This window comes from uncultured Sphingomonas sp., assembly GCF_964243315.1.
GTDB lineage: Bacteria > Pseudomonadota > Alphaproteobacteria > Sphingomonadales > Sphingomonadaceae > Sphingomonas.
Genome location: NZ_CAXTEM010000010.1, coordinates 56044 through 82789, shown reverse-complemented (window position 1 = coordinate 82789; position 26746 = coordinate 56044). Strand labels below are relative to the sequence as shown.

27 protein-coding genes are annotated in these 26746 nt (G+C 67.6%); 22 read left to right on the top strand and 5 right to left on the bottom strand.

Features of this window, described 5'->3' with window-relative positions; genetic code table 11:
• On the bottom strand, nucleotides 1-881 hold an 881-nt coding region (locus tag ACFE77_RS05505; protein ID WP_375420623.1), incomplete at its 3' end, for a M2 family metallopeptidase.
• A 136-nt stretch (nucleotides 882-1017) separates the two neighbouring features.
• Between ACFE77_RS05505 and ACFE77_RS05500 the strand changes: the two genes are divergently transcribed.
• Both ACFE77_RS05500 and ACFE77_RS05495 read left to right on the top strand, forming a co-directional pair.
• Nucleotides 1018-2319, top strand: a complete 1302-nt coding sequence (locus tag ACFE77_RS05500; RefSeq protein WP_375420622.1) for a M28 family peptidase — start codon at nucleotides 1018-1020, stop codon at nucleotides 2317-2319.
• Between the two features lie 71 nt (nucleotides 2320-2390).
• Nucleotides 2391-2849, top strand: a complete 459-nt coding sequence (locus ACFE77_RS05495) for a DUF4126 family protein (protein ID WP_375420621.1) — start codon at nucleotides 2391-2393, stop codon at nucleotides 2847-2849.
• Here ACFE77_RS05495 and ACFE77_RS05490 read toward each other — a convergent pair.
• Nucleotides 2846-5989 (bottom strand): PAS domain S-box protein, encoded by a 3144-nt coding sequence (locus ACFE77_RS05490; RefSeq protein WP_375420620.1) that lies wholly within the window; start codon nucleotides 5987-5989, stop codon nucleotides 2846-2848. The genes ACFE77_RS05495 and ACFE77_RS05490 overlap by 4 nt on opposite strands.
• A 156-nt stretch (nucleotides 5990-6145) precedes the next feature.
• Between ACFE77_RS05490 and ACFE77_RS05485 the strand changes: the two genes are divergently transcribed.
• Entirely contained in the window at nucleotides 6146-6652 is a 507-nt protein-coding gene (locus ACFE77_RS05485; RefSeq protein ID WP_375420619.1) for a ferritin-like domain-containing protein, read from the top strand.
• A gap of 58 nt (nucleotides 6653-6710) precedes the next feature.
• On the opposite strand, the gene ACFE77_RS05480 is transcribed toward ACFE77_RS05485, so the two are convergent.
• Nucleotides 6711-7598 (bottom strand): LysR substrate-binding domain-containing protein, encoded by an 888-nt coding sequence (locus tag ACFE77_RS05480; RefSeq protein WP_375420618.1) that lies wholly within the window; start codon nucleotides 7596-7598, stop codon nucleotides 6711-6713.
• 99 nt (nucleotides 7599-7697) lie between these two features.
• Between ACFE77_RS05480 and ACFE77_RS05475 the strand changes: the two genes are divergently transcribed.
• From ACFE77_RS05475 to ACFE77_RS05405, 15 genes are all read left to right on the top strand, one after another.
• Complete coding sequence (locus ACFE77_RS05475) at nucleotides 7698-8801, top strand: aldo/keto reductase (protein ID WP_375420617.1); 1104 nt, start codon at nucleotides 7698-7700, stop codon at nucleotides 8799-8801.
• Between the two features lie 116 nt (nucleotides 8802-8917).
• Nucleotides 8918-9850: a DUF3829 domain-containing protein gene (locus ACFE77_RS05470; RefSeq protein WP_375420616.1), complete on the top strand. Its 933-nt coding sequence runs from the start codon at nucleotides 8918-8920 to the stop codon at nucleotides 9848-9850.
• Between the two features lie 4 nt (nucleotides 9851-9854).
• Nucleotides 9855-10970: a DUF1176 domain-containing protein gene (locus tag ACFE77_RS05465; RefSeq protein ID WP_375420615.1), complete on the top strand. Its 1116-nt coding sequence runs from the start codon at nucleotides 9855-9857 to the stop codon at nucleotides 10968-10970.
• A 132-nt stretch (nucleotides 10971-11102) separates the two neighbouring features.
• Nucleotides 11103-11564 carry a hypothetical protein gene (locus tag ACFE77_RS05460; protein WP_375420614.1) on the top strand — a complete coding sequence of 154 codons (462 nt, stop codon included), beginning with the start codon at nucleotides 11103-11105 and terminating at the stop codon, nucleotides 11562-11564.
• A complete protein-coding gene (locus tag ACFE77_RS05455) occupies nucleotides 11561-12388 on the top strand; it encodes an SHOCT domain-containing protein (protein WP_375420613.1) in 828 nt (275 codons plus the stop codon). Before ACFE77_RS05460 ends, ACFE77_RS05455 begins: the two co-directional genes overlap by 4 nt.
• A gap of 134 nt (nucleotides 12389-12522) precedes the next feature.
• Nucleotides 12523-13317 carry a PEPxxWA-CTERM sorting domain-containing protein gene (locus ACFE77_RS05450; RefSeq protein WP_375420612.1) on the top strand — a complete coding sequence of 265 codons (795 nt, stop codon included), beginning with the start codon at nucleotides 12523-12525 and terminating at the stop codon, nucleotides 13315-13317.
• A gap of 16 nt (nucleotides 13318-13333) precedes the next feature.
• Complete coding sequence (locus tag ACFE77_RS05445) at nucleotides 13334-13813, top strand: DUF2721 domain-containing protein (RefSeq protein WP_375420611.1); 480 nt, start codon at nucleotides 13334-13336, stop codon at nucleotides 13811-13813.
• Nucleotides 13814-13867: 54 nt separating this feature from the next.
• Nucleotides 13868-15130: an esterase-like activity of phytase family protein gene (locus tag ACFE77_RS05440; protein WP_375420610.1), complete on the top strand. Its 1263-nt coding sequence runs from the start codon at nucleotides 13868-13870 to the stop codon at nucleotides 15128-15130.
• Complete coding sequence (gene asd / locus ACFE77_RS05435; RefSeq protein ID WP_375420609.1) at nucleotides 15120-15995, top strand: archaetidylserine decarboxylase; 876 nt, start codon at nucleotides 15120-15122, stop codon at nucleotides 15993-15995. The genes ACFE77_RS05440 and asd overlap by 11 nt, the downstream gene beginning before the upstream one ends.
• A gap of 43 nt (nucleotides 15996-16038) precedes the next feature.
• A complete protein-coding gene (locus ACFE77_RS05430; protein ID WP_375420608.1) occupies nucleotides 16039-17214 on the top strand; it encodes a winged helix-turn-helix domain-containing protein in 1176 nt (391 codons plus the stop codon).
• A 23-nt stretch (nucleotides 17215-17237) separates the two neighbouring features.
• Entirely contained in the window at nucleotides 17238-17708 is a 471-nt protein-coding gene (locus ACFE77_RS05425) for a hypothetical protein (RefSeq protein WP_375420607.1), read from the top strand.
• 13 nt (nucleotides 17709-17721) lie between these two features.
• Nucleotides 17722-18081 (top strand): hypothetical protein, encoded by a 360-nt coding sequence (locus tag ACFE77_RS05420; protein WP_375420606.1) that lies wholly within the window; start codon nucleotides 17722-17724, stop codon nucleotides 18079-18081.
• Nucleotides 18082-18127: 46 nt separating this feature from the next.
• Nucleotides 18128-19075 (top strand): alpha/beta hydrolase, encoded by a 948-nt coding sequence (locus ACFE77_RS05415; RefSeq protein ID WP_375420605.1) that lies wholly within the window; start codon nucleotides 18128-18130, stop codon nucleotides 19073-19075.
• Nucleotides 19076-19106: 31 nt separating this feature from the next.
• Nucleotides 19107-19589 carry a metallophosphoesterase family protein gene (locus tag ACFE77_RS05410; RefSeq protein WP_375420604.1) on the top strand — a complete coding sequence of 161 codons (483 nt, stop codon included), beginning with the start codon at nucleotides 19107-19109 and terminating at the stop codon, nucleotides 19587-19589.
• Nucleotides 19590-19660: 71 nt separating this feature from the next.
• Nucleotides 19661-20647, top strand: coding sequence for an aldo/keto reductase (locus ACFE77_RS05405; RefSeq protein WP_375420603.1), 987 nt, complete (start codon nucleotides 19661-19663; stop codon nucleotides 20645-20647).
• Between the two features lie 26 nt (nucleotides 20648-20673).
• Here ACFE77_RS05405 and ACFE77_RS05400 read toward each other — a convergent pair whose 3' ends face one another.
• The gene (locus ACFE77_RS05400; RefSeq protein ID WP_375420602.1) at nucleotides 20674-21291 is read right to left on the bottom strand and encodes a 5'-methylthioadenosine/S-adenosylhomocysteine nucleosidase; all 618 of its coding nucleotides are present in this window, start codon (nucleotides 21289-21291) and stop codon (nucleotides 20674-20676) included.
• Nucleotides 21292-21449: 158 nt separating this feature from the next.
• Here ACFE77_RS05400 and ACFE77_RS05395 point away from each other — a divergent pair, with 158 nt between their 5' ends.
• The 3 genes from ACFE77_RS05395 to ACFE77_RS05385 all read left to right on the top strand — a co-directional run bounded on the left by ACFE77_RS05395 (nucleotide 21450) and on the right by ACFE77_RS05385 (nucleotide 23610).
• Complete coding sequence (locus ACFE77_RS05395) at nucleotides 21450-22577, top strand: zinc-binding dehydrogenase (RefSeq protein ID WP_375420601.1); 1128 nt, start codon at nucleotides 21450-21452, stop codon at nucleotides 22575-22577.
• Between the two features lie 158 nt (nucleotides 22578-22735).
• On the top strand, nucleotides 22736-23191 hold the full coding sequence (locus tag ACFE77_RS05390; RefSeq protein WP_375420600.1) for a DUF2721 domain-containing protein: 456 nt from the start codon (nucleotides 22736-22738) through the stop codon (nucleotides 23189-23191).
• A complete protein-coding gene (locus tag ACFE77_RS05385) occupies nucleotides 23191-23610 on the top strand; it encodes a DUF4345 domain-containing protein (protein WP_375420599.1) in 420 nt (139 codons plus the stop codon). The genes ACFE77_RS05390 and ACFE77_RS05385 overlap by 1 nt, the downstream gene beginning before the upstream one ends.
• Before the next feature lie 161 nt (nucleotides 23611-23771).
• On the opposite strand, the gene ACFE77_RS05380 is transcribed toward ACFE77_RS05385, so the two are convergent.
• On the bottom strand, nucleotides 23772-25346 hold the full coding sequence (locus ACFE77_RS05380) for an amidase (RefSeq protein WP_375420598.1): 1575 nt from the start codon (nucleotides 25344-25346) through the stop codon (nucleotides 23772-23774).
• A 143-nt stretch (nucleotides 25347-25489) separates the two neighbouring features.
• On the opposite strand from ACFE77_RS05380, the gene ACFE77_RS05375 reads away from it, so the two are divergent.
• On the top strand, nucleotides 25490-26662 hold the full coding sequence (locus ACFE77_RS05375) for an MBL fold metallo-hydrolase (protein ID WP_375420597.1): 1173 nt from the start codon (nucleotides 25490-25492) through the stop codon (nucleotides 26660-26662).
• The last annotated feature ends 84 nt before the right edge of the window (nucleotides 26663-26746 follow it).

Sequence of the window (26746 nt, the reverse complement as noted above, 5' to 3'; positions counted from 1 at the left end):
GCGACGATGTCGTAGATGTTGCCCCATTCCTGCGCCCACATGTTGCCGAGCAGGTCGCTGCGGATCGGACCGGTCTTGGCCTGCACTGCGTCGCCGTACTTCTCATTGAGTTTCCAGCGCACATAGGTGTGCAGCGACAGATAGAGCGGCTCGACCTCCTTCCAGATCTTGTCGGTCAGCACCGCGAACTGTTCGGGCGTCATGTCGTAGCCCGACCGCCACATCGCGCCGACATCGGCGAAGCCCAGCTCCTTCGCGCCCGCGTTGGAGATCGCGGTCATCCGCGTATAGTCCTTGCGCATCGGCGCGCCGACATTGTCGTTCCAGCTGACCCACATCTCCTGGAGCTTGGCGGGATCGCGGCTGGTGCCCATCGCCGCCTCGATGTCCGATCCATTGATCGGCTTGCCGTCGAGCGTGCCCTTGCCCTTGCCGTAGCTCGACGACATGCGGGTGGTAAGCGTCGCGAGCTCGGTCGCCGCGCCGGGGGTGGTCGGCGCGGGCAGACCGACGCCGTTCTTCAGCAGATCGAGCTTGCGCCGGGTGTCGCCGGTCACACCGGCGACGCCGTTGAAGCGCGCCGCGCCCTTCGCCCACTGCACCGCCTTTTCGGTGATCTCGGCACCCGATCGTGCCGCGAGAGCGTCGGTGTCGTCGGTGATGTATGTCGCGTTCACCCAGGCGGTCTGCTGCACCGGGACCGAGATATCCGCCGCCTCCTTCTCGACCGCAGCGACATAGGCGTCTGCTTCGGCGGCGCTGGGTTGGGCAGACTGGGCGACTTGCCCGGTCTGGGCGGTTTCCGCGGTCTGGGCGGTCTGCGCGGACACGGGCGCAGCGAGGAGCGCCACCGCGATCGCGGCGGAAGAAACGAGACGCATGGATGACACCTTCATGAAGCGAGTTGTTGGCGACACGATGGCAGCGGCGGACGGGCGCGGTCAAGCCGCTGGCGTCGGGCGCACAACGCGATATGGTCGCCGCTAAGTTTCTTGCACAACGAAGGGCTTCGCACCGATGCGCTCACTGTCTGCCGCCACGTTCGCCGCGCTGCTGCTTCCTACGGCCGCCTACGCGCAGGACGCGCCCCAGCCCGCGCGGCTGAAGGCGGACGTCGAGAAACTCGTCAGCTTCGGGACGCGGCACACATTGTCCGACGCGTCCGGCAAGACCCGCGGGATTGGTGCCGCGCGGCGCTGGTTCGCGGAGGAGCTGACCCGGATCGGCGCGAAGTGCGGACGCTGCATTCAGGCGTCGACGGTGGAACGGGTGTTCACCGGCCAGCGCGCGCCGAACGGGTTCAACATCGTCGACGTGCTCGGCGTACAGCAGGGCAGCGACTCCAAGCGCGTGGTGATCGTGATGGGGCACATCGACAGCCGGGTGACCGACGTGATGGACGCGACGTCCGACGCGCCGGGTGCGAACGACGATGGATCGGGCACCGCTCTAGTGCTCGAGGCCGCGCGGATCCTGTCCAAGGAGAAGTTCGCGGCGACGATCGTCTACGCTGCGCTGTCCGGCGAGGAACAGGGTCTGTTCGGGGGCAAGCTGCTCGCCGACACCGCCAAGGAACGCGGCTGGACGGTGACCGCTGTGCTCAACAACGACATCGTCGGCAACACCGTCGGCACCGACGGCACCAGGGTCGCCGATCGGGTCCGGGTGTTTTCGGAAGGGATCGCGACCGCCGAGCCGCTGCCGCTGCAGATGGCGCGCCGCAACGATGGCGGCGAGGATGACGGCCTGTCGCGCACCCTCGCGAAAACGGTGCGCGACGTCGCGAAGACCGTGCCGGACGGGCTCGACGTGCTGGTGGTGCGGCGGCCGGACCGGTTCGGTCGCGGCGGCGATCATTCGCCCTTCCTCGATCTCGGCTTCACCGCGGTGCGCTTCTCGGTCGGGGTCGAGAACTATGATGCGCAGCACCAGACGCTCCGTCCCGGCAAGGGCGACACCGTCGACAAGATGGACTTCCCGTATCTGGCGAAGGTCACTGCGATCAACGTCGCGACGATCCGCCGCCTCGCTGCAGCCCCCGCCGCGCCCGACAAGGTGACGCTGAGCGGCGCCCTGTCGCGCGACACGACGGTGAAATGGGCACCGGTGCCCGGCGCGACCGGATACCGAATCCATTCGCGGCGCACCGACACCGATCGCTGGACCGACCATGTGGACGTAGCGGGCGAGGCGACCGCGGAAACCGTGTTGAAGGGCGTCGTGGTCGACGACAACTTCGTCGGGGTGTCGGCATTGGGCGCGAACGGCGCGGAAAGCCTGGTGACGTTCGGCGGTCGCGGCGCGGGTCGCGGCAGCTAGAGGCGGCGCCGCGGCTGGAACAAGCGCGGCGCGGCCATGTTCAGTCCTTCGACCTATCGAGGGATTACCGCATGCTTTCTTCCATCCAAATGGGCCTTGTCGGGGGTCAGCGCGCGATGACGCCGCTGGCGACGGTCGCGATCGCCGCCGCACGGGGCGAACTGCCCGATGACAATGGCGCGCCGAAGATTCTCGGACATCCGCTGGTCGCGGCGGGCACGCTGGCGCTCGCGGTCGCGGAGATGGCGGGCGACAAGCAGAAGACCGCACCCGACCGGATCGTTCCGATCGGCCTCGCCGCGCGGTTCGTCACCTCGGCGATCGCGGGGGCTGCGCTTGCGCCCCACAAGCAACGTTGGCTGGCGGCGTCGGTCGGCGGCGTGACCGCGGTGATCGCGTCCTATCCCGGGTGGCGGCTGCGAATGGCGGCGATGAAGCGCCAGGGGCAGACCCCGACCGGATTCGTCGAGGATGCCGCCGTGGTCGCGGCCGCCGCCGCGATCGTGCGCAGCCAGCCGAAAAAGGTCTAGTCCGCCGGCGCCGGACGCGCCGCGCGACCGCCCCAATCGACGCTCTTGCGGAGGATTCGCGAGAGCTGCTCGATCGAATAGGGTTTGTGGAGCAGTTCGAACCCGTGGGTGCCGTTCTGCGCGAGGACGTGGCTGTAGCCGCTGGTCAGCACCACCGGCAGCCCCGGATGCCGTTCGCGGATATGCGCTGCGAGGTCCATCCCGCTCATCCCCGGCATCACCACGTCGGAGAACACCACGTGGAATCGCGCGCTGTCGGCCTCCAGCTCGGCGAGCGCGGAGGCACCGTCGGGGGCGAGCACGCTGTCATAGCCGAGCTGCTGGAGCGCATCCGTAGCGAACTCACCGACCTGTTCGTTATCCTCGACCACCAGGACACGCAGCCCGTGGCCCTGGGTCGAGCCGCGCGACAGCCGCTCGGGTTCGTAATCGGCGGCAGCATCGGTCGCGCGGGGCAGATAGAGCGTGAAGGTCGCGCCGGCGCCCAGCTCGCTGTCGACCCGGATGTCGCCGCCCGATTGTTTGGCGAAGCCGATCACCTGTGACAGGCCGAGCCCCGTGCCCGCGCCGACACCCTTGGTGGTGTAGAACGGCTCGAAGATCCGGAACAGATCCTCCGCCGCGATCCCCTCGCCCGTATCGGTCACGGTCACCGCCACGAATTCGCCGACGACCGGCGCATGACCGCGGATCGCGGGAATGCCCGAGACTAGGCCGACTCCGATCGTCAGCTTGCCCTGTCCGGCCATCGCATCGCGGGCGTTGATCGCCATGTTGACGATGCTGGTGTCGAACTGGCTGCGATCGGCGAGGATCGTGCAGGATTCGGTCGGCAGGACCAGTTGCAGCTCCAGCCGCGATCCCGCGAGCGTCTGGATCATCTCCGCAAGGCGGGTCAGGCTCTCGCCGACATCGAAGATCTCGGGGGTAAGCGACTGGCGCCGGGCGAAGGCCAGCAATTGGCCGGTCAGCCGCGAGGCGCGCTCCGCGGTTTCGCCGATCGCCGCGACATAGCGCCGGCGGCGTTCGGGGGTGATATCCTCGCGCGCCAGCAGCTCGACCGAACCACGGATCACGGTCAGCAGGTTGTTGAAGTCGTGCGCGACGCCGCCGGTGAGCTGGCCGACCGCCTCCATCTTCTGCGCCTGGCGAAGCTGTTCCTGTGCGGCCTCGAGCGCTACCGCGGCTTCCTTGTCGGCGGTGACGTGCCGGCCGCTGGCATAGACCAGCCCGCCTTCCGGCGCGGCGACCCACGAGATCCAGCGAAAGCCGCCATCGGCATGGCGGTAGCGGTTCTCATAAGGCTCTAGCTGGTCGGCCGTCGCCATCGCCAGAGCCTGCTCGCTCGACGGATGATCGTCGGGGTGGATGAAGTCGAGATAGCTGCGCCCGACCACGTCGCCCGAAGGGTAGCCGAGGATCGTGCTCCACGCATCGTTGACCGCCTGGAACACCCCGTCGCCATCGAGCACCGCCTGCAGATCGCGCGAATTCTTCCAGGCGCGGTCGCGCTCGCGGGTCGCGCGATCGACGCGTTCCTCCAGCGTGTGGTTGAGTTCCGCCAACGCTATCGCCGCGACGCGCCGGTCCTCGATATCGGTATTGGTGCCGACCCAGCGCACGATCGCGCCGGCATCGTCGCGCAGCGCGACTGCACGGGCCAGATGCCAGCGATAACTGCCGCTATGATGCCGCAGGCGGAACTCGGTCTCGTAATCCGCGCCGGTCTCCAGCGATCGGCGCCAGCGCTCGCTCGCGATAGCTACATCGTCGGGATGGACGAGCCGCGCCCAGGCTTCGCCGACCCAGGACGATTCCTGCTGCCCGGCATAGTCGCTGGCACGGCCGTTGACCCAGTCGATCAGGCCGTCTCGGGTCGCCGACCATACCTGATTAGGAACGGCTTCGGTGAACGCCCGGAACCGGGCCTCGCTGTCGCCGAGCGCGCGCGCGGCTTCGCGGCGCTCCGTCACGTCCTGCACCACACCGACAAGCCGCACGGGGTGGCCAGCAGCATCGGTCTCGAACTCGGCACGCCGGGCGATCCACCGGATTGCGCCGTCATCCGCTCGCTTGATCCGGTATTCGGTGACCAGTTCGATCGCGGCTGCGCTGCGCGCCTGCGCGCTGGAGATACGCTCCGCATCCTCCGGCAGCACGAGCTTCTCGATGCTCGCTGCGGACACGACCCCCCTTTTCGGCACGCCGAAGATCCGGCAGAATTCAGGAGAGGCGGTCAGCACGTTATCAGCGACATCGACCGAAAAGACGCCGACCCCACCGGCGCTCTGCGCCCGCTGGAGCATCTCCTCCGAATGGCGCAACACTTCGGCGGTCACATGCTCGGCGGTACGGTCCCGGAGCACCTTCACGAAGCCGAGCAGGTCACCCTGCGCGTCGCGGATCGGGGTGGTCTCGCCGCTCGCCCAGAAGCGCTCACCAGATTTGCGGACCCGCCAGCCCTCGCCCACCCCGCGCCCGGCGGCGGCGGCCGCGCGCATCTCGGTCGCCAGCCGATCGATCGCGCGATCTTCTTCGGCGAAGATGCAGGAGGCCGACCGCCCGACCATCTCTGCTTCAGACCAGCCGAGGATGGTCTCCGCACCGGCGTTCCAGCGAGTGACCCTGCCCTCCGGATCCAGCGCGATGATCGCATGATCGGTCGCGGCATCGAGGATCTGGCGGTTCCACGCCTCGCTTTCGCGCAGTCGCTCGGTCGCGGCCTGTGCATCGGTGACGTCGGTGCCCTCGACGAAGATCGCGATCACCGCGCCGTCGGCTGCGCGCACCGGCTGATAGACGAAGTCGATGAAGCGCCGTTCGCGTCCGGCGCCCTGTTCGCGCTCGACCAGCAGCGGCACGGCGCGCCCGACATAGGGCTCGCCGCTGGTGAACACCCGGTCGAGCAGCGCGAGGAAGTCCTGGTCCGCGACTTCCGGCAGCGCGTCCGCGACCGTCCGCCCGATCACCTCGCGACCGCCGATCAGTCGTTGGTAGGACGGGTTGGTGGCGACGAAGCGATGATCGCGCCCGCCGAGCACCGCGGCGAAGCTGGGCGATTTGGAGAACAGCGCATGGAACTTGGCAAGCTGATCGGAATATTGCGCACCGGTACGGCCGGGATCTTCCCTCTCGAACATGCGAGCTGATTAGACGCATACGACTCCGCCGTCGAGCCGTGCCGGGCGGTCGTGGTCGCGGATCCGAAATGATGCGGGAAAGCCCGGAACGTTGGCTGGCGCGATGCGCTCCTTACCGTGAGCTGCACTGAGGCGGCGTCGAACCGGAGAACGCGAATGTCCACCCCCGAAGACCTGAAGGACGTGTACACCGACGAGCTGAAGGACCTGTGGTCCGCCAACGACCAGATGCAGAAGGTCCTGAAGGAGATCACGGCGAAAGCCAGCGATGCGACGCTGAAGGACATGTTGACGAAGTCGCAGGACGGGATCGCCAAGCACACCGACGTGCTGAAGGAACTGATCGCCGGGCAGGACGAGAAGGTCTCCAAGGAACATTGCAAGGGCATGGAAGGGTTGGTCGCCGAGGCGACCAAGCATGTGCTCGAGGAAGGACCGGAGAAGGGTCCCGTTCTCGATACGATCATCATCGCCCAATATCAGCGCATGACGCATTACGGCATCGCCGGCTTCGGTACGGCTGCCGCCTACGCCAAGGCGCTCGATTTGAAGGAGGACAACAAGAAGCTGCGCGAGGCCACCAAGGAGATCTACGGTGGCGATGAATTCATGACGAAGCTCGCCGAGACCGCGGTCAACGCCAGAGCAGAACAAGCCGCGTAAGCCGAAGGCACCTCGCTCGCCCGGCGAGCGAGGTGCCTTCGCGCGCCGTCATCGAGGATCAGACGCGCATCGCGTCGACGAACACGCGGAAAGCCGCGCTCGGTTGTCGCCGGCTCGGATAATAGAGATGGTTGGGCGGCAAGGTGGTCGCCCAGCCCGCGAGCACCTCAACCAGAGTGCCATCGGCCAATTGGCGTTCGGCATGCGGCTGCGGCAGGCAGGCGACACCAAGTCCCGCCACCGCGGCGTCGCGCAGCACATCGACATCGTTGGTCGTGAAGTCGCCGCGGATGGTGCGCTCGAACGCACGTCCGCCACCCTCGAACTCCCAGCGGTGGACCACGCCCGACGAGGTGTGGCGGTAGCAGAGGCAGCGATGCGCATCGAGATCGTCGGGGTGAGCCGGCGGCGCGCGATCGTGAAGATAGGACGGTGCGGCGACGTAGACCAACGGCACCGGATCGCTGATGCGCACCGAGATCATGTCGCCCTGCAAGGTCATCGCGTGGCGAACCCCGCAGTCGAACCGATCGGCGACGATGTCGACGAACCCGTCATCGACGGTCAGCTTGACCGTGACGTCGGGATAGGCACGCGCGAAGTCGGCCAGTCGCGGCAGGACCGCGTAGATCGCGGCGACCCGGTGCGCGCTGACGCGGATGCGACCCGCCGGCTTGTCGCGGCCACTGTCCAGATCGCTCAACGCGCTTTCGACGGAGTCGATCGCGGGCTTCAAGCGAAGGAGCAGTTCCTCGCCTGCGGGGGTCGGCGCCAACGATCGCGTGGTGCGATCGAGCAACCGAACGCCGAGCTTGGTCTCAAGCGATCGCATCGCGTGGCTGAGCGCAGAGGGCGAGAGGCCGAGGCGCGTCGCCGCTCGCGCGAAGCTGCCCGCGTCGACGATCGCCGCGAACACCGCCAGCCCGGACCAGAGGTCGCGGTCCATTGTTGAATATCCTTCATCGGCCCATGCGGCATTCTCCGTCTAATCCGGGGGTCGTGCGCGGTCCATCTTAGCCGGACACAAAGATCAGGATGCTTGTCGATGAACCTCGAGACCTACCGCCCGCTCGGCCGCTCCGGGCTGCTCGTCAGCCCCTTGGCGCTCGGCACCATGACCTTCGGCACACCGCGCTGGGGCCTCGATGAAGCCGGCAGCCGCGCAGTGCTCGACCGCTACGCCGATTTCGGCGGCAACTTCATCGACACCGCCGACGTCTATGCCGGCGGCCGATCGGAGGAGATGGTCGGCAAGTTCGTCGCCGACCACGCCGCACGGGATCGCACCGTCATCGCGACCAAATCCGGCTTCGCGACCGGGCGCGGCTTCCATGCGGGCGGCAACGGCGCGCGGCACATCATCGCGGCCGTAGAGGGGTCACTCGCCCGCCTCCGCACCGACTTCATCGATCTCTACTGGGTGCATGTCTGGGACGGCGTGACACCTGCGGAGGAACTGCTGCGGACGATGAACGGCCTCATCGCCGCGGGCAAGATCCGCTACTGGGGCATGTCGAACAGCCCGGCCTGGTACGTCGCCGAGCTTACCACGCTCGCCCGGGCGCACGGGCTGGCAGGGCCGATCGGCCTCCAATACTTCTATTCTCTGGTCGACCGCGGCGTCGAAAGCGAACACCTCCCGCTCGCGCGGTCGGCGGGCCTCGGCCTCGTGCCGTGGAGCCCGCTCGCTTATGGGCTGCTCACGGGCAAGTATGATCGGGCCACGGTCGAGGCCGGGCCGAAGCGACAGGGCGGCGTTCCCAATCAGGGCGATGCGGGTGGCAGCGCTCGCCCCGACGACGACAAGCGCCTGGATGGCGACAACCCGTTCGGCGACACGCTGTTCACCGAGCGCAACTGGCGGATCCTCGATGTGCTCAAGCGTGTCGCCGCCGACCTGGGCGAAACGCCCGCACGAGTCGCGCTGGCGTGGGTGATCGGTCGACCCGGCGTCGCCTCCACGTTGATGGGTGTGAGCCGCGCCGAACAGGTCAGCGACAACGTGGCATCGCTCGCCCTCGAACTGCCGCACGAGCAACGCGCCGCGCTCGACAGCGTCAGCGGCGGCAACCAGCCCTTCCTCTACGGGCTGTTCGATCCGGCTACGCGCAACCAGATCGTGTTCGGGGGTGCGGACGTTCGTTGCTAGGCCGGACGGCGCCCGATCCCGCAATGATACGATGTGCTTGCGCGTCTTCCGGGTTGCCAGCGTCCTGTTCGCCGGTCACACGGCCCGGGAACAGCAACAGCTCGGGGGAATAGCTGGTGACGAAGCGCGGACTGACGGCGACGGCGTTGACGATCGCACTGGCACTCGCCGGCTGCGGCAAATCGGGGGATCAACCGGGGAACGGCGCGGCGGTCAGCGATCAGGCCGGAGGTGGCGCCGAGGCGGCTCGTGCCAAGCTCAGCGGCTATACCGCGGGCTACAACAAGCTGCTCGACACCTTCGGCCTGCCCGCCACCGTGAAGGCGTATACCGAGGAAAATATCGCCACTGCATCGCCGTCGGACAGCATCTCGGTTACCGACGGCTGGCTGGAGCAGGCGAACACGCTGCTGAAGACCGCGCGCGCGATGCCGGGCGGCCCGGCGGATGTCGACGCGGGCGCGGACAAGCTGATCGGCGCGCTCGACGCAGCGATGAAGCGGCTCGACGGACTGAAGGTCTATTACGACAGCAAGGCGTACAAGGAAGACGGCCTGAAGCGCGGCAAGCAGGAAGACCCTGCCATGATCGCGGAGTTCAAGGCTGCGGTGGCGGCGATGGACCAGTTCAGCGCGCTGCTCGATCGCGAACGCAAGACCAGTCAGGCGACAGACCTCGCGGCGATGAAGGCGAAGGGCGACATGCTCGGCTACCATACCAAGCTGGCGCTGCAGCAGGGCGAGGAGCTGGTGTCGCTGTTCAACTCGGACGCCGACATCCGCAACGCCGCGTTGATCGCGCAGGGCGATGCCAAGGTCGCGGTGTTGGAAAAGACACTTGCCGCGCAGCGCGTCGAACTCGGCAAGGCGAAGGCCTCGCAGACCCCGGAGAAGCGGGTCGACGTCAATTACGAGCTCGTGGCTGATCGCCTGAACTCCGCGATCGGCGATTATCGCGACCTGAAGCAGAGTGGCGAGACCGACGATTACAACGATCTGGTCGGTCACTATAACGACGCCGTCGAGGACGCCAACGACATCGCCGGTTGAGAGGATGACGATCGTCCGGCGCCTACGATCCTGCCTGTTGGCGCTCGGCTTCACCGCGGCGACGCCGGGCTATGCGGCGCCGGCCGGCTGGCCTGCGGGGACGGTCGCCCTGCCGATCTATCGCGAGATCGGCGATTGGCTGCTGGGGTGCGACAATACCCGCCGGTGCGTGGCCCGCTACGTGCCCGTCGATGCCGACGTCCCACCGGAGGGTGACAGCGACAGCGACGTATTCAGCATGATGATCGTCCGCGAAGAGGGGCCGCTCGGGCTGCAGATCTTCCTGACCGGCTTCGGCTCCTTTCGTGCAGACGAGATGCTGGTCGATCGTCGCCCTGCCCCGAAAGCGCGATGGGTCGACAGCGACGACCATACCGACGCTATGGTCGTCGACGAGGAGGCGTTCCGGTTCCTGCGCGGCATCGTCGATGCGCACGAGCTGACGTTTCCCAGCAGGAGGCTGCGGCAACGCGTGTCGCTGAAGGGGCTGACCGCGGTGCTGCTCGCGATGGACGAGGCGCAGGGCCGGGTCGGGAACCAGAGCGCGCTGGTCCGGCCCGGATCCAAGCCGTTCGGCTCGTCCCCGCGCGCCGTGCCGCCCCCCGTCGTCACCGTCCGCCGATCGACGGAGATGGCCAAGGGCGACGCCTTCGCCGCGGCGGTGCGGCGCCACCAGTCGGCGTTGCTGAAGGCGCACGAATGCGACATGGATCCGGGCATCGGCGACGACGCCTATGTACTGGCGGGCGGCAAGGCTCTGGTCGTGATCGGATGCGGTCGGTTCGCGTATCAGACCAGCTCCCTCTCCTTCATCGCCGACCCGCGCGACGCACGCAGCGCACGCTTGCTGGTGCTGCCGCAGCCCCCGATAGTCGCGCAGCCCGACGAGGCGAACGCGGCGGGCGAATATGTCAGCCTGGTCTTCGATCCCGCCAAGTCGACCTTGACCGAGTTCAGCAAGGGCCGCGGCATGGCCGACTGCGGCGCGCTGACCGAATGGGCGTATGACGGTGCGGCCTTCCGCCTGTCCGCCTTTGCGTGGCAACAGCGCTGCGGCGGCGACCGCGAGAAATGGCTCACGCTCTACCGGACCGACTTGAAGGTCCTTCCGTCACGGTGAGGATGAGCGATGAGTATCCTGACCTGAAGCCGCCTGGTTCATGACGATCATGATGGTCACTGGCGAGTCGGTCGGCAGCAAGGAAAATGAGCGATAAGCGTCGGCGCCATCACGATCGGCATCGTCCAATGGGTGGCGTTCTTCGCGTTGCTGTACGCCATGTTCGTCGGCATGGCCCGCCTGTCGCGATGGATGCTGCGCAGCAAATATGAGCACGCCACGGTGGGCAACATCGTGGTCGATGCAACGGGCGCGGCGACGATTCCCGTTCTGGCCACCTTCACCGGGGTTCGTGGCCTGCCCTGGTGGTACGGCTTCGCGACCAACAATGCCAAGCCGCTACTGGTCATCGATCGCGACGGCATACGCGTGCGCGTGATCCGGACGCAGTGGCGCCGTTTCGACGAGATCGCCTGTGTCGATATCCGGCAGGCCATCGGCACCGTCAATCTGGAGGTGGCGTTCCACGACAGCCTCCTCACCTTCTCGGCCAATCTCGGCGCAGTGCCGCTTGCCGCGCATGTCCTGCGGCTGCTGCCGTCTTCGGTTCCGCTGTCCGCGCGCGCGGTTGCGGTCAGGGACAGGCGCGCGTGAACATGTTCCTCTTGGCGAATGTGCTGAGCGCGGGGATCGGCGGCCTGATCGCGTCGCACAAGCAACGCTCGCCGGTGATCTGGATGGCGCTGGGGATCGTCATCGGCCCGATCGCGGTGGCGGTCATCCTGTGGCTTCCGTCGCGCGTGATCCGTGCCGCGCCGGCGTTGCTCGCGCCGGCCCGCTCGATCGTCGAGGAGATCAACGGGCTTGAGGAGATGCGGCAGCGCGGGCTGATCACCGACGCCGAGTTCCAGCAGGGCAAGGTGCAGATCCTCGCCTGGCCGATCGATACGCCGATCCCGCACGCGCTGACGCCCCAGCGGATCTGGGCGGATGGCCGCCGAACCTGGGCGAGCTATCAGCCCGCAACCAGGGAGGCGCTCATCGATCTCGCGCGTCGCCAAGATCTCGAGCTTCGCTGGCGGGACGACGTGCCGTTCGAGGTGGTGGCGACCTTCGCGGTGCAGCCGGGCCTTTCGGTCGAGTTTTCGCTGGGGCTGGAAAAGGGCATGATCCATTGCTGGGGAGATGGGTGGAGCCTGGGCGCCGAGGCGCTGAGCCTGCCGACGACAGGAGTTCCCGGGGAACTCGGACACGCATTGAGCGCGCTCATTGGCGGGACCGGTCGGGTCGTGATCCGTACCGGGGCAGGATCGGCAGCGCCGTTCTGGGTGTCCCTGCAGACGATGCGGGAGGGCAAGTGGCAGACCGTCAGGCGCCGCGGCGGCATTCCTGCCTGGCCGGTGTGGCGACGCAACATCCTCATCAACACGGATGTGCGGATACAGGCCCCAGCAGATAGACCGCCGACGCACACATAGAATATTGCTCTGGATCAGCCCCGCATTTTCTACTTAACCTATTCTATTCGAGCGAGACTCTCGCGGAACCTTGCTCGCTGGAACGACTTGCATCGAAGGGTCACCCGATCCCCCGACCCGAGGAGATGCCCCCGATGAAGCGTGCGATTTTCGGCACGGCGCTTGCCGTCGTCATGACCTCTGCCATAGCCGCCAGCAGCCAAGCCGCCGTCTATGTGGCCGACCTTGCCCCGGCGCGCGGGCTGCCATCGGCCGGTCAGGTTACCGTCGACTTCAACCCCGACGCCAACACGATCCGCTTTCTCGTCTCCGCAGCCGCGGGGGCGCTCGCGCAGGGCGATCATCAGCTTCACCTGCATGCCAACTATGCCGGCAATCTGAACATCGGCAATCCGCTGACCCAGCAGATCGAGGCGGCGCCGCCGGCGTTGACCGACGACGTCGATGGCGACGGCATCATCGAGGTGTTCGAAGCGACCCCGCTGATCGGCGAATCCTGGTGGACGATCGCGACGGTGGCGGCGGCGGCCGACGGGTCGTTGAATTACGACAGCGGCGTGCTGGCGCTCGCACCGGGCCTGATCTTCCTGCCCGACCCGCTCGTCGTCGGATCGCCGGGCGTCAGCGGCCCCGAGGATATCGACACCCCGTTCAACGTCGACAATATCGGCTTCGAGCGGTCCGCGCTCGACAATTTCGGCCTGCTCGCGTTCGACATCCATGGTGCGCCGGACCCGGCCGGCATCGGCGCCACCCCGGGCGAGATCGACGGATTCGACGGTTATGAGTCGTTGCGCCCTGCGCTTGCCGGTGCCTTCGCCAGCGCGGTGCCGGAGCCGACGACCTGGGCCATGATGCTGCTCGGGTTCGGCATGGTCGGTGCCTCCACGCGTTACCGGCGGCGGCGCACGTCGGTCGCGTTCGGCTAGCGATCGGCGACGGCGCATGGGTCAGCTCGCGGATGTCCTGAAGGCGCTAGGGCCCAACGCTTCGATCATCTTCGCCGCCTGGATCTTCATGGGGTTCCTGCAGCAGCGGTATGACAGCGCCGTGGATCGTTATCGGGAAGCGGTAGGCGACTACCGCTCCCACGACCACGAGGATGAGAGGACCGGCAACCTGCGCGAGCAGGTGCTGCTGCTGCGGCGACGTTGCAAGATCATGGGCCGGTCGGTGCTGATCGGACTGACGGCAGCGATCCTGCTCATCCTCTCCTTAATCTTCGGCGCGCTGGACGTGCTCGTGCCCCGTACGCCATTGATCGCGATCGCCGGCATCGCTTCCGCGATCGCAGGCTTCGTTCTCGTCATCGTCGCCGCGGCGTTCGTCATCGCCGAGGGGCGCATCGTCGGCCGCCAGATCGACGACGAACTGCGTGACGTAGGGGATCTGGCGCAACACACCGGAACGCAGCGCCGCAACTAAGCTCGTGGCGGCTTGGGGCGTTTCGCGCGTCGCGAACCATGCTACGTCGCGGGCATGCCCCACGCACGCATCGTCGAACTGACCTTCCATGACGAGGATCTCGCCGCCGTCCCGCTGCCCCGCGGAACGCTGCACGTAACCCGCGGGATCGGCTCCGGCCTAAGCCGCCGGGTAGGTGACCCGGCCGACATCGTCTGGGCGATCGGCGACCGCGGGCCGAACCTGAAGCTCTCGCTCGCGATCGACCGCTACGGGGTCGACGATCTCGCGGTGCACGCCGACAAGGCAGGGGCGAAGGTGATGCCGTGCCCCGAGATCGGGCCCGCGATCGTCGAGCTACAGGTCGGCGACGATCGCGTGACCGCGCGGCGGACGTTGCCCCTGCTCGACGCCAGCGGCCGGGCTCTCTCCGGACTTCCGCCTGCGGGCACCGATGCGCGCGCTGCCGAGCCGGCGCTCCGGTTCGACGGCACTTTCCTGCCACCCGAACCCGGGGGCGCGGATACCGAAGGCATCGCGGTCGCGCCCGATGGCAGCTTCTGGGTCGGCGAGGAATATGGCCCCTCGCTGTTCCACCTCGGACCCGACGGCAGCGTGCGGGCGCGATGGGTTCCTGCAGGCGCCGACGAACTGTTCGCCGGCGCCGACTATCCGGTCGTCGGCGCGCTGCCGTCGCTGGCGGCGCGGCGCCGGCTGAACCGCGGCTTCGAAAGCCTCGCGCTGTCGGCGGACGGTGTCCGGCTTCACCTCGCCTTCCAGAGTCCGCTGGCGCATCCCGACGAGCATGCGGGTCGCCACGCTCGTCACGTCCGGCTGTGGACGCTGGACAGCGCGACCGGCTCGCTGCTCGCAGAGCACCTCTACCCCCTCGACAAGCCGAGCAGCTTTCGCCGTGACAGCGACCTCGGCGACGTCGACCGTGCCGACGTAAAGGTCTGCGACATGGCGATGCTTGGCGCCGACACGCTGGTCGTCCTCGAACGCGTGTCGGCGACCGCGAAACTCTATTTGACGAGGCTTGATCCGGCACGCGCGATCGCGTCGTCATGGGTCGATCCCGCGACCGAGCCGACCATCGAACAGCTCAGTGCCCACAACACACTCGATTTGCCCGTGCTCGACAAGCGGCTGCTGTTCTCGACCGACGATCATCCCGAGATCGCCCCCGATCTGGAAGGGCTCGCAATCCTCGACGAGCGCACGATCCTGCTCGTCAACGACAATGATTTCGGCGTCGAAGGCGTCGCGACCCGCTTTTGGCGCGTCACGCTCGCGGAGCCGATCGCGCCGTCGCACGAGTCCCACCATGTCCGATAGTCTCAAGATCCTGCTCCAGCACATCCTGCCGAAGCAGCGCCTGACCGTCTTCGCCGGGCGCATCGCCGGGGCGGAGGCGCGCTGGACCACGCGGCTGATCCGCTGGTTCGTGGGCCGTTACCGCGTCGACATGACCGAAGCCGAAAACCCGGACATCGCCAGCTATCGGAGCTTCAACGACTTCTTTACGCGGCCGCTAAAGGCCGGCGCGCGGCCGCTGGCACCCGCAGACTTCGTCTGCCCGGTGGACGGCGCGATCAGCCAGTTCGGCGCGATCGACGATCACCACATCGTGCAGGCAAAGGGGCATCGCTTCACCACCACCGAACTGGTCGGCGGCGACGCCTCTCTCGCGGCCGGGTTCCGGCATGGCAGCTTCGCGAACCTGTATCTGTCGCCCAAGGATTACCACCGCCTGCACATGCCCTGCGACGGCCGACTGACGCGGATGATTTACGTCCCGGGCGCGCTGTTCTCGGTCAACCCGACCACCGCCCGCGGCGTGCCGAACCTGTTCGCGCGCAACGAGCGGGTGGTGTGCGTATTCGATTCACCCGATCATGGCGCATTCGTCATGGTGCTGGTCGGTGCCACGATCGTCGGCAGCATGGCGACCGTCTGGCACGGCGTCGTAAATCCCAAGCGAACCGGCAGGATCGCCGAATGGCGCTATGACGACCGCGACATCGTGCTGAAGAAGGGCGAGGAGATGGGACGCTTCCTGCTCGGGTCGACGATCGTCATGCTGTTCGCACGCGACACGATCGCGTTCAACCGCGACTGGGCGCCGGAACGGCAAGTCCGACTGGGCGAGCCGATGGGGAACCGCCCCGACCGGCAATCGCCTCCCACCGCGCATAGCTAGCGGCGGGTTGACGCGCGGAGCGGCTCGCGAGCAGGACCGTTCGGTGACCACGTCCCTCTCCCTCCGCGACGCGCGGCGCATCGTGCTCGCGGCGCAGGGCTTCGGGCGGCGGCCTGAACAGTCGACCGCGGCGCATTTCCGCAAGACGCTCGATCGCCTCGGCCTCTTCCAGATCGACAGCGTCAACGTGCTGGCCCGCGCACATTATCTACCCGCCTTCTCGCGGATCGGCGGCTACGACCGCGCGCTGCTCGAGGACGCCGCCTGGGGACCCAAGCAGCGGCGGCGAATGTTCGAATATTGGGCGCATGAGGCGTCGCTGCTGCCGCTCGACCTGCACCCGCTGCTACGCTGGCGGATGGCCCGCGCCGATCGTGGCGAGATCGGCTACCGCGCGCTCAAGCGGTTCGCGGTCGAACGCCGACCCGAGGCCCAGGCGGTGCTCGACCGGATCACCGGCGACGGCCCGATGACCGCCGCCGCCTTCGAGAACGGGTCGAGCAAGAGCGGCTGGTGGGAATGGAGCCACACCAAGCACGCGCTGGAATGGCTGTTCTGGTCGGGCCAGATCACGACGGCGACCCGGCGCGGCAGCTTCGCGCGGGTCTACGACCTGCCGGCCCGAGTGCTACCGAAGGCGGTGCTCGACCTGCCGACGCCCGATGCGGCGACCGCGCAGCGCGCCCTGATCGAGCGGAGCGCCCGGGCACTCGGCGTCGCGATCGCGGCGGACCTGCGCGACTATTTTCGGCTGAAGCCCGAAGAGGCCGATCACGCGATCGCAGCGCAGGCGGACGCAGGCATCCTCGTTCCGGTTCGCGTCGAAGGCTGGAGCCAGAACGCGTGGCTCCACCGGGACGCCCCCGCGCCGCGCAAGATCAATGGCGCAGCCCTGCTGGCGCCGTTCGATCCGCTGATCTGGGAACGCGACCGCGCCGAACGCCTGTTCGGCTTCCGCTACCGCATCGAGATTTACGTACCGCAAGCCAAGCGCACGCATGGCTATTACGTGCTGCCGTTCCTGATGGACGAAGCGCTGGTCGCGCGAGTCGACCTGAAGTCGGACCGGCAAGCCGGCAAACTCCTAGCCCATCGTGTCACCCTCGAGCCCGGCGCGCCGTCGGACACGATCGAGCGGCTCACCGTCGAGCTCGAGCGGCTGGCTTCGTGGCTCGGTCTCGCGCAGGTATCGATCGGCGTGATCATTCGTGCGGATTGACCTATGGCGGCGCACGATCAGGGATGCGGACGGGGACGATGGTCGACAAGAGCTGGGGTATCGCGGGGACGCCGGGGTTTCGCGTCCGGACCAATCTCACGCTCGATGAACACGCTGCCGAGCGGGCTCGGGCGCGCGAGACCCGAACCGCCGACCGATCGGAGGCGAGCGCCGAGCGCCTGAAGACACAGGCGGCGAAGCGCGAGGCGGAGATGCAGGAGCGCGAGCGCGATCGCCAGGCTCGTCGCGAGGAGGAGATGCGGAGCGCCGCCGCCGACCCGCATGCCGCCGCGGCCAAGCGCCACCGCTCCTCCGGACGCAAGGACGTGGTGCGCGAGCAGCGTGACACGCGCGGCTATGCGACCTTGGTCGACCGCGAGCGGATCTGCGAACTCGCGAAGCGGGGCGCGTCGGTCGCCGGGCTGGCGGCCGCGTTCGGCGTCTCGACCGACGAAATCGAAGAGGTACTGGCGACTGCGCCGAAGCCGGCATGAGAGGGCAAGCATGATGAGCGGTTCGGCGGAGCCTTGGAATGGCGAGCGGGTGCGCAAATGGCTGCAGGCTCGATTGGAGGCTGCACGGCTCGACCAGGCCGCCGCCGACAAGCGCGGGTATGAAGCGCAGGACGATTACGACAAGGCAGCCGCCGAGGAGTGGGTGTGCCGGATCCTGGCGGCAGATCCGTCCACCGACGATCAGGCGGCGCTCGGTGATCGTCTCAAGAAATTGCTGGCGCAGGATGAGTATCGCACCACCGGCATCTACGATGATCGCAAGTTCGACCGCTATGTCCGAGCCACCCTCCGGAAGCTCGGCAAGATGGCGAAGGCCAATGACGGCTTCACGAATATGTTGCGCTATCAGTGATCTTGCGTTCTCGGCGATCGAGGGCGGAAGTAGGCGAGGTACGACGATGCGGATGATCATCATGGCCACGGCGCTGCTGGCGGCGTCGGCGACCGCGGCATCGGGCGGCGCAGAACCCGCGGCGCCTGGGGTCGCGACGCCGATCGCGCAGGGGCGGCTGAACGGCCCGTTCGAACTAAGCTCGCGGATCTATCCGGGCACGGTGCGGCGCTACTGGGTGTACGTTCCGGCGGGATACGATCCCTCCCGTCCGCCGAACCTGCTGTTGTTCCAGGACGGGCAGCGGGCGACGAACCCGACAGGATCGTTGCGGGTCCCTGCGGTTCTCGACAAGCTCATCGCGGAGGGCGCCATCCCGCCGACGCTGGGCGTGTTCGTCACGCCGGGTAACGTGTCGGCGCATTATCCGGATACGCTGGGTATGAGCAATCCCGATCACCGCGCCGAGGAGTACGACGCGTTGTCGGACGCATATTCGCGCATGACGCTCGACGAGTTGCTGCCCGCGGTCGCCCGCAGATGGCGGTTCGCCGCGGATCCCAAGCATCGGGCGATCGGTGGCACGTCGAGCGGCGCGATCGCGTCATGGACGGTCGCTTGGCGGCATCCCGAGGCATTCGGCAACGTCATCAGCTTCATCGGCAGCTATACGTCGATCGGGTTGAAGCTCGGGCCGGACGGCAGGCCGCTGGCCTATGGCGGCGACACCTATCCCGGGCTGATCCGAAAATCCGCCATCCGTCCCTTGCGGGTCTTCCTTCAGGACGGCAGCAACGACCTCGACAACGAACATGGCAACTGGTTTTTGGCCAATCAGCAGATGCTGAAGAGCCTCAAATGGGCCAACGCGCACGCCGACGTGGAAGGAAGCGCGGGGCCGCGGTACGACGTCGACCACCGCTGGACCAGCGGCGGGCATTCCGACGCGGAAGGCGGAGCGATCCTGCCGGACGTGCTGCGCTGGATCTGGCGCGACCAGCGTCCCAGCGGATGAGCGCTGAAGGGCTGCGACGGGATCGAAGCAGATGAGCGTGTTCTTCACCGCCGACACCCATTTTGGCGATCACCGCACCATCAACATCTCGCGTCGGCCATTCGCAAGCGCTGCCGAGATGGACCAGGCGCTGATCGAGCGGTGGAACGCTGTCGTCAGCCCCAGCGATGTCGTCTGGCACCTTGGCGACGTGGCGCGTCGACCGGCGGCGGTCGCGGACTTGCTCGCGCGGCTGAACGGCACCAAGCACCTGCTGCGCGGCAACAACGATCCCGATGCGACCTTGGCTGCGGCGGGCTGGGCAAGCGTCGGCGACTATGCGGAGATCGAGCTGGACGGCCGGCGGCTGGTGCTCTGTCACTATGCATTCCGCAGCTGGAACGGGCAGCATCGCGGGGCGATCAACCTTCATGGTCATAGCCATGGCCGGCTGAAACCGATGCTGCGCCAGTTCGACGTCGGGGTCGATGTCCGCAACTTCGCGCCGGTCAGCCTGGATCGCCTTCTCGCCTGACGTTTTCGCCATGTCGGCAACCCGAGCGCGTCCCGATCATTCAACGGGCAGAGATTGGATGGAGACGTGCAATGAAGACCCGCAAGCTCGGCAGCCGAGGCCTGGAAGTGTCGGCCCTTGGCCTCGGATGCATGGGCATGTCGGACTTCTATGCCGGGCGAGACGAGGCCGAGTCGGTCGCGACCATCAACCTCGCGCTCGACCGCGGCGTGACCTTTCTTGACACCGCGGACATGTATGGGCTGGGCGCCAACGAAGAACTGGTCGGGCGCGTGGTGAGGGAACGGCGGGAATGGGTGGTGGTGGCCACCAAGTTCGGCATCGTCCGCGGCGCGGACGGCAGCGCGCGCGGGGTCAACGGCAAGCCAGATTATGTCCGCAAATCCTGCGACGACAGCCTGCGGCGCACCGGGCTGGATTTCATCGACCTCTATTACCAGCACCGCGTCGATCCCGAGGTGCCGATCGAAGAGACGGTCGGCGCGATGGCGGAGCTCGTGACCGCAGGCAAGGTCAAGTATCTCGGCCTGTCGGAGGCCGCTCCCGACACGATCCGCCGCGCGCATGCCGTTCATCCGATCACCGCGCTGCAAACCGAATATTCGCTGTGGAGCCGCGATCCGGAAAAGGCGATCCTGGCAACCGTACGCGAGCTGGGGATCGGGTTCGTGCCCTATAGCCCGCTCGGGCGTGGGTTCCTGACCGGGCAGATCAAGTCGCCGGACGATCTTGCGGCCGACGACACGCGCCGCAACCATCCGCGGTTCCAGGGCGAGGCGTTCCAGCGGAACCTCGACATGGTCCGGGAGATCGGCTCGATGGCCGCGGACAAGGGCTGCACTCCCGCGCAGCTCGCGCTCGCCTGGGTGTTGGCGCAGGGCGACGACATCGTACCCATTCCCGGCACCAAGCGTCGCAGCTATCTCGAGGATAATCTCGGCGCGCTGGATGTCGTGCTGAGCGACGCGGACCTGGCGCGGATCGATGCGGTACTGCCCGCGGGAACGGCCACTGGCCCGCGCTATCCCGCCGCCAACATGGCGAGCGTGAACGGTTGATCGCGACGCCGCTCGCGATAGCATTGTCAGTCGGGCGGCAGATCGGCGAGGCGGTCGACCGCCTCTCCCAGCAGGCGATCCAGCAAGGGTAGCAGTTCCGTCCATCCCCCGATGCCGTCCAGCTTACCCGGCCCATCGGACACGCCGCGCAGGCCGATCATCGGGACGCCAAACCGCTGGCAGCTGCGCAACACCGCGAACGTCTCCATGTCGACCAGATCGGCATCGATCCGCGCATAGTCGTCGCCGGTGACGATATCGCTGCCGGTCGACAGCGACGCGCATGCGACACTCGACAGCGGGGTGGGCAGCTCCATCACCGCCGGGTGATCGGTGAACGGCGTCACGCCCCGCGGCACGCCGATCGGCGACGCATCCATGTCTCGCCACGACACCCGGTTGATCTGGTACACGCCGCCGACGTCGAGCCGGCGCGATCCCGCCGAACCCAGCGACACGACCAGATCGGGCATCGTTCCCGCGACGCGAAGCTCCTGCAGGCAGATGCTCGTGCCGATCGCGGCTTCGATCGGCCCGACCCCGGTGATGAGCGGAGTGATTCGGGCGCGGAGGTGCTCGCCATATTCATGATCGGTGGCCATCACGAACAATGTCCGGCGCCCTGCTATCGACGATAGTCGCATATCGCACCTCCTGATCCCGGGACTTACCGCCAATCGCCTGCGCCGCAATCCGCGCTGCAAAGGCTCGCTCGATACTTCGGCCATATTCGCGCATAGAGGCGCCAGCGCGGGCACGGCGGAACGGCCGAGCACCCGCGAGAACATAGGGAGGATCACCGATGACCGATGGATTTTCGGGACTACAGCTGCGTTCGTGCGTCACCAGCGGCGGCGAGTTGCAGCTCACGCTCGCGCAGGTCGACACCCCGGCCCCCGGCCCCGGCGAGGTTGTCGTGCGGATTGAGGCGGCTCCGATCAACCCGTCCGATCTCGGGCTGTTAACCGGCCCCGCGGACCTGTCGACGCTCGTCGCCGGCACTGACGCCGATCTGCCGAGCGCGACCGCGACGATCCCCGAAAAGCGCATGCCGGGCATGAAGGCGCGGCTCGACCAGGCGATGCCGGTCGGCAACGAGGGCGCGGGCACCGTCGTCGCAACCGGCGAAGGCGCGGACCATCTGCTCGGCAAGACCGTCGCGCTGATCGCGGGCGCGATGTACGCGCAGTATCGCACCGTCCGCGCGGCCGATGCCTTCGTACTGCCCGATGACGCGACCCCGGCCGAAGGCGCGTCGGTGTTCGTCAACCCGCTGACCGCGCTGGGGATGGTCGAGACGATGCGGCTGGAAGGCCACAGCGCGCTGATCCACACCGCCGCGGCATCGAACCTCGGCCAGATGCTCAACCGGATCTGCCTCGCCGACGGCATCGGCCTGGTGAACATCGTCCGCAGCGAGGCGCAGGCCACACTGTTGCGCGATGCGGGTGCGGTCCATGTCTGCGACAGCAGCGCACCCGATTTCGCCGAGACGCTGACCGACGCAGTGGCGACGACGGGCGCGACGATCGCGTTCGACGCGATCGGTGGTGGGGATCTGGTCAACCGCATCCTCACCGCGATCGAGGCGGCGGCGAATCGCAAGGCGGGCGGCTACAGCCGGTACGGGTCGAGCGTCCACAAACAGGCCTATATCTACGGCAGCCTCGACGTTCGCGCGACGATGATCGACCGCAATTTCGGGCTCGCCTGGGGCATCGGCGGCTGGCTGCTGACGCCGTTCCTCGCGCGGGTCGGGCCGCAACGCACCGCCGAGCTGCGCGCGCGCGTCAACGCCGAACTCAAGACGACCTTCGCGAGCCACTACACGCAGGTGATCTCCCTCCGCGAAGCGCTCGATCCGGCGGTCATCGCCGCCTACGCCCGCCGCGCGACGGGGGAGAAGTTCCTGATCGACCCGTCGCGCTGAGGCTCTCGTGCTCCTGCGCACGCAGGAGCCTAGGGTCGGGCAGATCCACCGAAGTCGCCATATCGGGCCCTGGGCTCCTGCGTGCGCAGGAGCACGGGTCACGCGAGCGCGACACCGCCCCTTTACCCCCGGTCTCCGGAGATACTATGCAGGGCGGAATGCCGACATTTCCCGCCGTATCCACAATCGCGCAGACCATCCAGCTGTCGCTTTCCCCGGTATTCATGCTGGCGGGGATCGGGGCGCTGCTGAACGTGCTCGCCGGGCGACTGTCGCGGGTGATCGACCGAGCCCGCGCGCTGGAGCTGCTGCATCCGCGGAGCTCCGGTCCCGAGCATGAGCGTCACGTCGCCGAGCTGCGGCTGCTCGACCGGCGCATGACGATCATCAACGCGGCGCTGTTCCTCGCGGTGACCAGTGCGATCATGACCTGCCTGGTGGTCGCGCTGCTGTTCGTCGCGGAGCTGGCGAAGCTGCATTTCGGCACTCTCGTCGCGATTTCGTTCATCCTCGCGATGGTGCTGCTCATCGCGGCGCTGGTGTCGTTCATGGTCGAAGTCCGCGTGTCGCTGCGCGCGATCCACATCCGCCCCGAACTGCTGGAGAAGCATTGATGATCGAGAAGCGCCTGCTCCAGGCGGTGGTCGCGCTCGCATGCCTGTTGCCGCTGGTGGTCGGCGGCCAGGGCATCGTCCACGGGCCGGCGCCGTTCGGGCATCTGACGGCGGTGCCGATCGATCTCGACAGCCATTTCCGCTACATATCCGGGATCTTCTTCGCGACCGGACTGGGCTTTCTGAGCTGCATCCCCACGATCGAACGCAAGGGGCCGCGTTTCCGCCTGCTCGGCGGCCTGATCGTCGTCGGTGGCCTGGCACGACTGGTCTCGCTGCTTGCCGTCGGGGTGCCGTCGCAGGGCCATGTCCTCGGGCTCGGCATGGAGATCGGGGTCGTGCCGTGCCTGATGCTCTGGCAGATGAGCTTCGCCCGCCGCTGGGCGAAGCGTTTTCGCTTCGGCACCACGCGGACTTGAGGATTGGCGGGAAATAAATTCCGCCCCCCGCCCCGTCATGCCCGCGAAGGCGGGAGTCCGTACTGGCGAGCCTCGCGACTTGATCTCGAACCGCAACCAATATGGTCCCCGCCTGCGCGGGGATGACGACGAGGGTTAGTCTGACCTGAAGCATTCGCGCTTCAGCGCACCCCGTCCATTCCCAGCCCAGCGGCGGCGGTCGGCAGATAACGTGGCGCGGAGCGCGCGCGGGCGCGTTGTTCGTAGGCGTAGCCGGCGGCGAGCAGTGTCGCTTCCGCATTCTTCGTCGCGATGAACGACAGCCCGACGGGCAGCCCGTCGACCAGCCCCATCGGCACCGTCAGATGCGGATAGCCGGCGACCGCGGGCAGTTCGCTGGCGCTCGGCCCGCCATATTGATCGCCATAGACCGGATCGCTGAGCCAGGCGCCGCCATAGGTCGGCTCGACCAGCAACTGCGCGCCCGCGGTCTTCAGCATCGCGTCGATGCCCTCGACCCCTGCGAGCCGAAGCGACTTGGCGCGCGCCGCCTTGTACGCCGGATCGTCGAGCCCCTTGGTCTTGGCGGCGTCCTCGAACGTCTCCTGCGCGAAGTACGGCATCTCGGTCGCGGCGTTCGCCTCGTTGAAGGCGATCACATCGTCGAGCGTCCGCGTCTTCACCGCCGTGGGGGTGGTCGCCAGATAGGCGTTCATGTCCGCTTTCAGTTCGGTCTTGAGCACGGTGAATTCGGCATCGCCCAGCCCTTCCAGCTTGGGCGCCTCGACATCGACCAACACCGCCCCGGCCGCCCGCAGCACCGCCAGCGCGGCGTCGTAGCGCGCGGTCAGGTCGGGGGTCATCTGAGGCCGGATCACGCCGATCTTCAGCCCCGACAACGCGCTGGTCGACAGCCCCGCAGCATAGTCGCGTGCCACCGCGCCGGCAGTCGTGGCATCGGCGGGGTCCGCGGCGATCATTGCCGAGAACATCGTCGCGACATCGCGGACGCTGCGCGCCATCGGCCCCGGCGTGTCCTGGCTATGGCTGATCGGCACGACATGCGTGCGGCTGACGAGCCCGATCGACGGCTTCAGCCCAACCAAGCCGTTGATCGATGCCGGACAAACCACCGAGCCATCGGTCTCGGTGCCGACCGCCGCCGCCGCGAAGCTCGCCGCGACGGCCGTGCCCGAACCGCTCGACGATCCGCACGCGGTGCGATCGAGCGCATAGGGGTTGCGCACCAGCCCGCCGATCGCGCTCCACCCGCTCATCGACCGCGACGACCGGATGTTCGCCCATTCCGACAAGTTGGTCTTGCCGAGGATCACCGCACCCTTGGCTCGCAATGCCGCGACGACCGGCGCGTCGCGGCGCGTGACATTGTCGCGCAGCGCGAGGCTGCCCGCGGTGGTCGCGATCGGGTCCGCGGTCTCGACATTGTCCTTGATCAGCACCGGGATCCCATGGAGCGGGCCGCGGACGCGACCGGCCTTGCGCTCGGCATCGAGCTGCCGTGCCTGCGCCATCGCGTCGGGGTTGAGCGCAATGATCGATCGCAGCGTCGGGCCCTTGCGGTCCATCGCCGCGATTCGTTTCAGATACGCGGTCACGAGATCGACGCTGCTCGCCTTCTTCGCGGTCATCAGCGCCTGCAGATCGTCGATTGATCGTTCCTCGACCACTACGGTCCTGGCTTGTGCCGCCACAGGAATGGCGGTCGCCAGCAGAAGTCCGATACCGAAAGCGCGCATGCCGTTCTCCGTCGTGACCGGCGGTGACGCCGCCGTCCGCCGCTGTGTGCGCGAGCGTGCGCATGCGGACAAGTACCCCCGGATCTGAACCGACCCGATCGACTGGCGTTGTGCAACCTCGTGCCTCTTGCCGAAGGATCTCCGTGACCTCAGCCCTGAAGATCCTCGCGAGCATCGTCGTGCTGTTGGTCGTGCTGGTCGGGTCGACGATCGTGATCGTGCCGCGCTTTCTCGATCGGATCTATTATCGCGGCGGCCCCACCGATCATTTCGACGGCGAGCGCTTCTTCAATCCCGATGGCGACGAGGACACCGCGGGCAGGCCGCCCGGCGGCGGCGGGAGGGCGGGGTTCTTCTGGCGCTATCTGACCGGCAGCGACGGGCGCCCGGCCTGGCCCGCTCAGGTGAAGGTCACGCAGGCCAAGCCCAAGCCGCGGGTCGCGGGCGAGCGGATGGCGGTGACCTGGATCGGCCATGCGAGCGTGCTGATCCAGACCCAGGGCCTCAACATCCTCACCGATCCGGTGTGGAGCGACAAGGCGGGTCCGCTCGGCACCGGGCCGCGCCGGGTCGCCGCACCGGGGATCGCGTTCGACGATCTGCCGCGGATCGACCTCGTGCTGGTCAGCCACAATCATTACGACCATCTCGACAAGGCGACGCTGGCGCGGCTGTGGCGGCGCGACCGGCCCGCGATCGTCACCAGCCTCGGCAACGACAGCGTGATCGCGCAAACCGGCGCGCGCGCGATCGCGCTCGACTGGGGCCAGCACGCGAAGGTGGGCGCAGCGACGGTGACCGTCACCCGCAACCATCATTGGGGCAGTCGCTGGTTCACCGATCGCAACCGTGCCCTGTGGTCGAGCTTCGTGGTATCGCTGCCGTCGGGCGGGAACCTGTTCTTCGCAGGCGACACCGGAATGGGCGACGGCCGCTGGCCCGCGGAGGCCGCCGCGCTCGGCCCGATCCGCCTCGCGCTGATCCCGATCGGCGCGTTCCGCTTCGTGCCCGGACAGATGGAGTCGGGCAGCCATATCGGGCCGGTGGACGCGGTCGAGGTCTTCCGCCGCTTGGGCGCGGCCCGCGCGATCCCGATCCATTGGGGCACGTTCCGGCTGTCGTATGAGGCGTATGACACGCCGCCGAAGCTGCTGGCGGCGGGGCTGCGGTGCACCGGGCAATCGGGCTTTGCCCCGGTGGCCATCGGAGTGCCGACCGCGGTGCCGCCTTACGTTGCGCCGGCGGGATCGGCGCCGATCGCGCGCGATGCGCTGCTGCAGTGCCTGGATACGCCAGCAATTAGAGCGTTGCGGTAGGCCTTGGAATAGCGCTGCTTGTGCTCCCGCGAAGGCGGGAGCCCAGTACTGGGTCCCCGCCTTCGCGGGGACACACTGAGGTTC

Bases quoted from the DNA above. Each gene is read 5' to 3' on its own strand.
- ACFE77_RS05500 (WP_375420622.1), top strand. From the start codon at position 1,018: ATGCGCTCACTGTCTGCCGCCACGTTCGCCGCGCTGCTGCTTCCTACG.
- ACFE77_RS05495 (WP_375420621.1), top strand. From the start codon at position 2,391: ATGCTTTCTTCCATCCAAATGGGCCTTGTCGGGGGTCAGCGCGCGATG.
- ACFE77_RS05490 (WP_375420620.1), bottom strand. From the start codon at position 5,989: ATGTTCGAGAGGGAAGATCCCGGCCGTACCGGTGCGCAATATTCCGAT.
- ACFE77_RS05485 (WP_375420619.1), top strand. From the start codon at position 6,146: ATGTCCACCCCCGAAGACCTGAAGGACGTGTACACCGACGAGCTGAAG.
- ACFE77_RS05480 (WP_375420618.1), bottom strand. From the start codon at position 7,598: ATGGACCGCGACCTCTGGTCCGGGCTGGCGGTGTTCGCGGCGATCGTC.
- ACFE77_RS05475 (WP_375420617.1), top strand. From the start codon at position 7,698: ATGAACCTCGAGACCTACCGCCCGCTCGGCCGCTCCGGGCTGCTCGTC.
- ACFE77_RS05465 (WP_375420615.1), top strand. From the start codon at position 9,855: ATGACGATCGTCCGGCGCCTACGATCCTGCCTGTTGGCGCTCGGCTTC.
- ACFE77_RS05450 (WP_375420612.1), top strand. From the start codon at position 12,523: ATGAAGCGTGCGATTTTCGGCACGGCGCTTGCCGTCGTCATGACCTCT.
- ACFE77_RS05445 (WP_375420611.1), top strand. From the start codon at position 13,334: ATGGGTCAGCTCGCGGATGTCCTGAAGGCGCTAGGGCCCAACGCTTCG.
- ACFE77_RS05440 (WP_375420610.1), top strand. From the start codon at position 13,868: ATGCCCCACGCACGCATCGTCGAACTGACCTTCCATGACGAGGATCTC.
- asd (WP_375420609.1), top strand. From the start codon at position 15,120: ATGTCCGATAGTCTCAAGATCCTGCTCCAGCACATCCTGCCGAAGCAG.
- ACFE77_RS05425 (WP_375420607.1), top strand. From the start codon at position 17,238: ATGCGGACGGGGACGATGGTCGACAAGAGCTGGGGTATCGCGGGGACG.
- ACFE77_RS05420 (WP_375420606.1), top strand. From the start codon at position 17,722: ATGAGCGGTTCGGCGGAGCCTTGGAATGGCGAGCGGGTGCGCAAATGG.
- ACFE77_RS05415 (WP_375420605.1), top strand. From the start codon at position 18,128: ATGCGGATGATCATCATGGCCACGGCGCTGCTGGCGGCGTCGGCGACC.
- ACFE77_RS05410 (WP_375420604.1), top strand. From the start codon at position 19,107: ATGAGCGTGTTCTTCACCGCCGACACCCATTTTGGCGATCACCGCACC.
- ACFE77_RS05405 (WP_375420603.1), top strand. From the start codon at position 19,661: ATGAAGACCCGCAAGCTCGGCAGCCGAGGCCTGGAAGTGTCGGCCCTT.
- ACFE77_RS05400 (WP_375420602.1), bottom strand. From the start codon at position 21,291: ATGCGACTATCGTCGATAGCAGGGCGCCGGACATTGTTCGTGATGGCC.
- ACFE77_RS05395 (WP_375420601.1), top strand. From the start codon at position 21,450: ATGACCGATGGATTTTCGGGACTACAGCTGCGTTCGTGCGTCACCAGC.
- ACFE77_RS05390 (WP_375420600.1), top strand. From the start codon at position 22,736: ATGCCGACATTTCCCGCCGTATCCACAATCGCGCAGACCATCCAGCTG.
- ACFE77_RS05385 (WP_375420599.1), top strand. From the start codon at position 23,191: ATGATCGAGAAGCGCCTGCTCCAGGCGGTGGTCGCGCTCGCATGCCTG.
- ACFE77_RS05380 (WP_375420598.1), bottom strand. From the start codon at position 25,346: ATGCGCGCTTTCGGTATCGGACTTCTGCTGGCGACCGCCATTCCTGTG.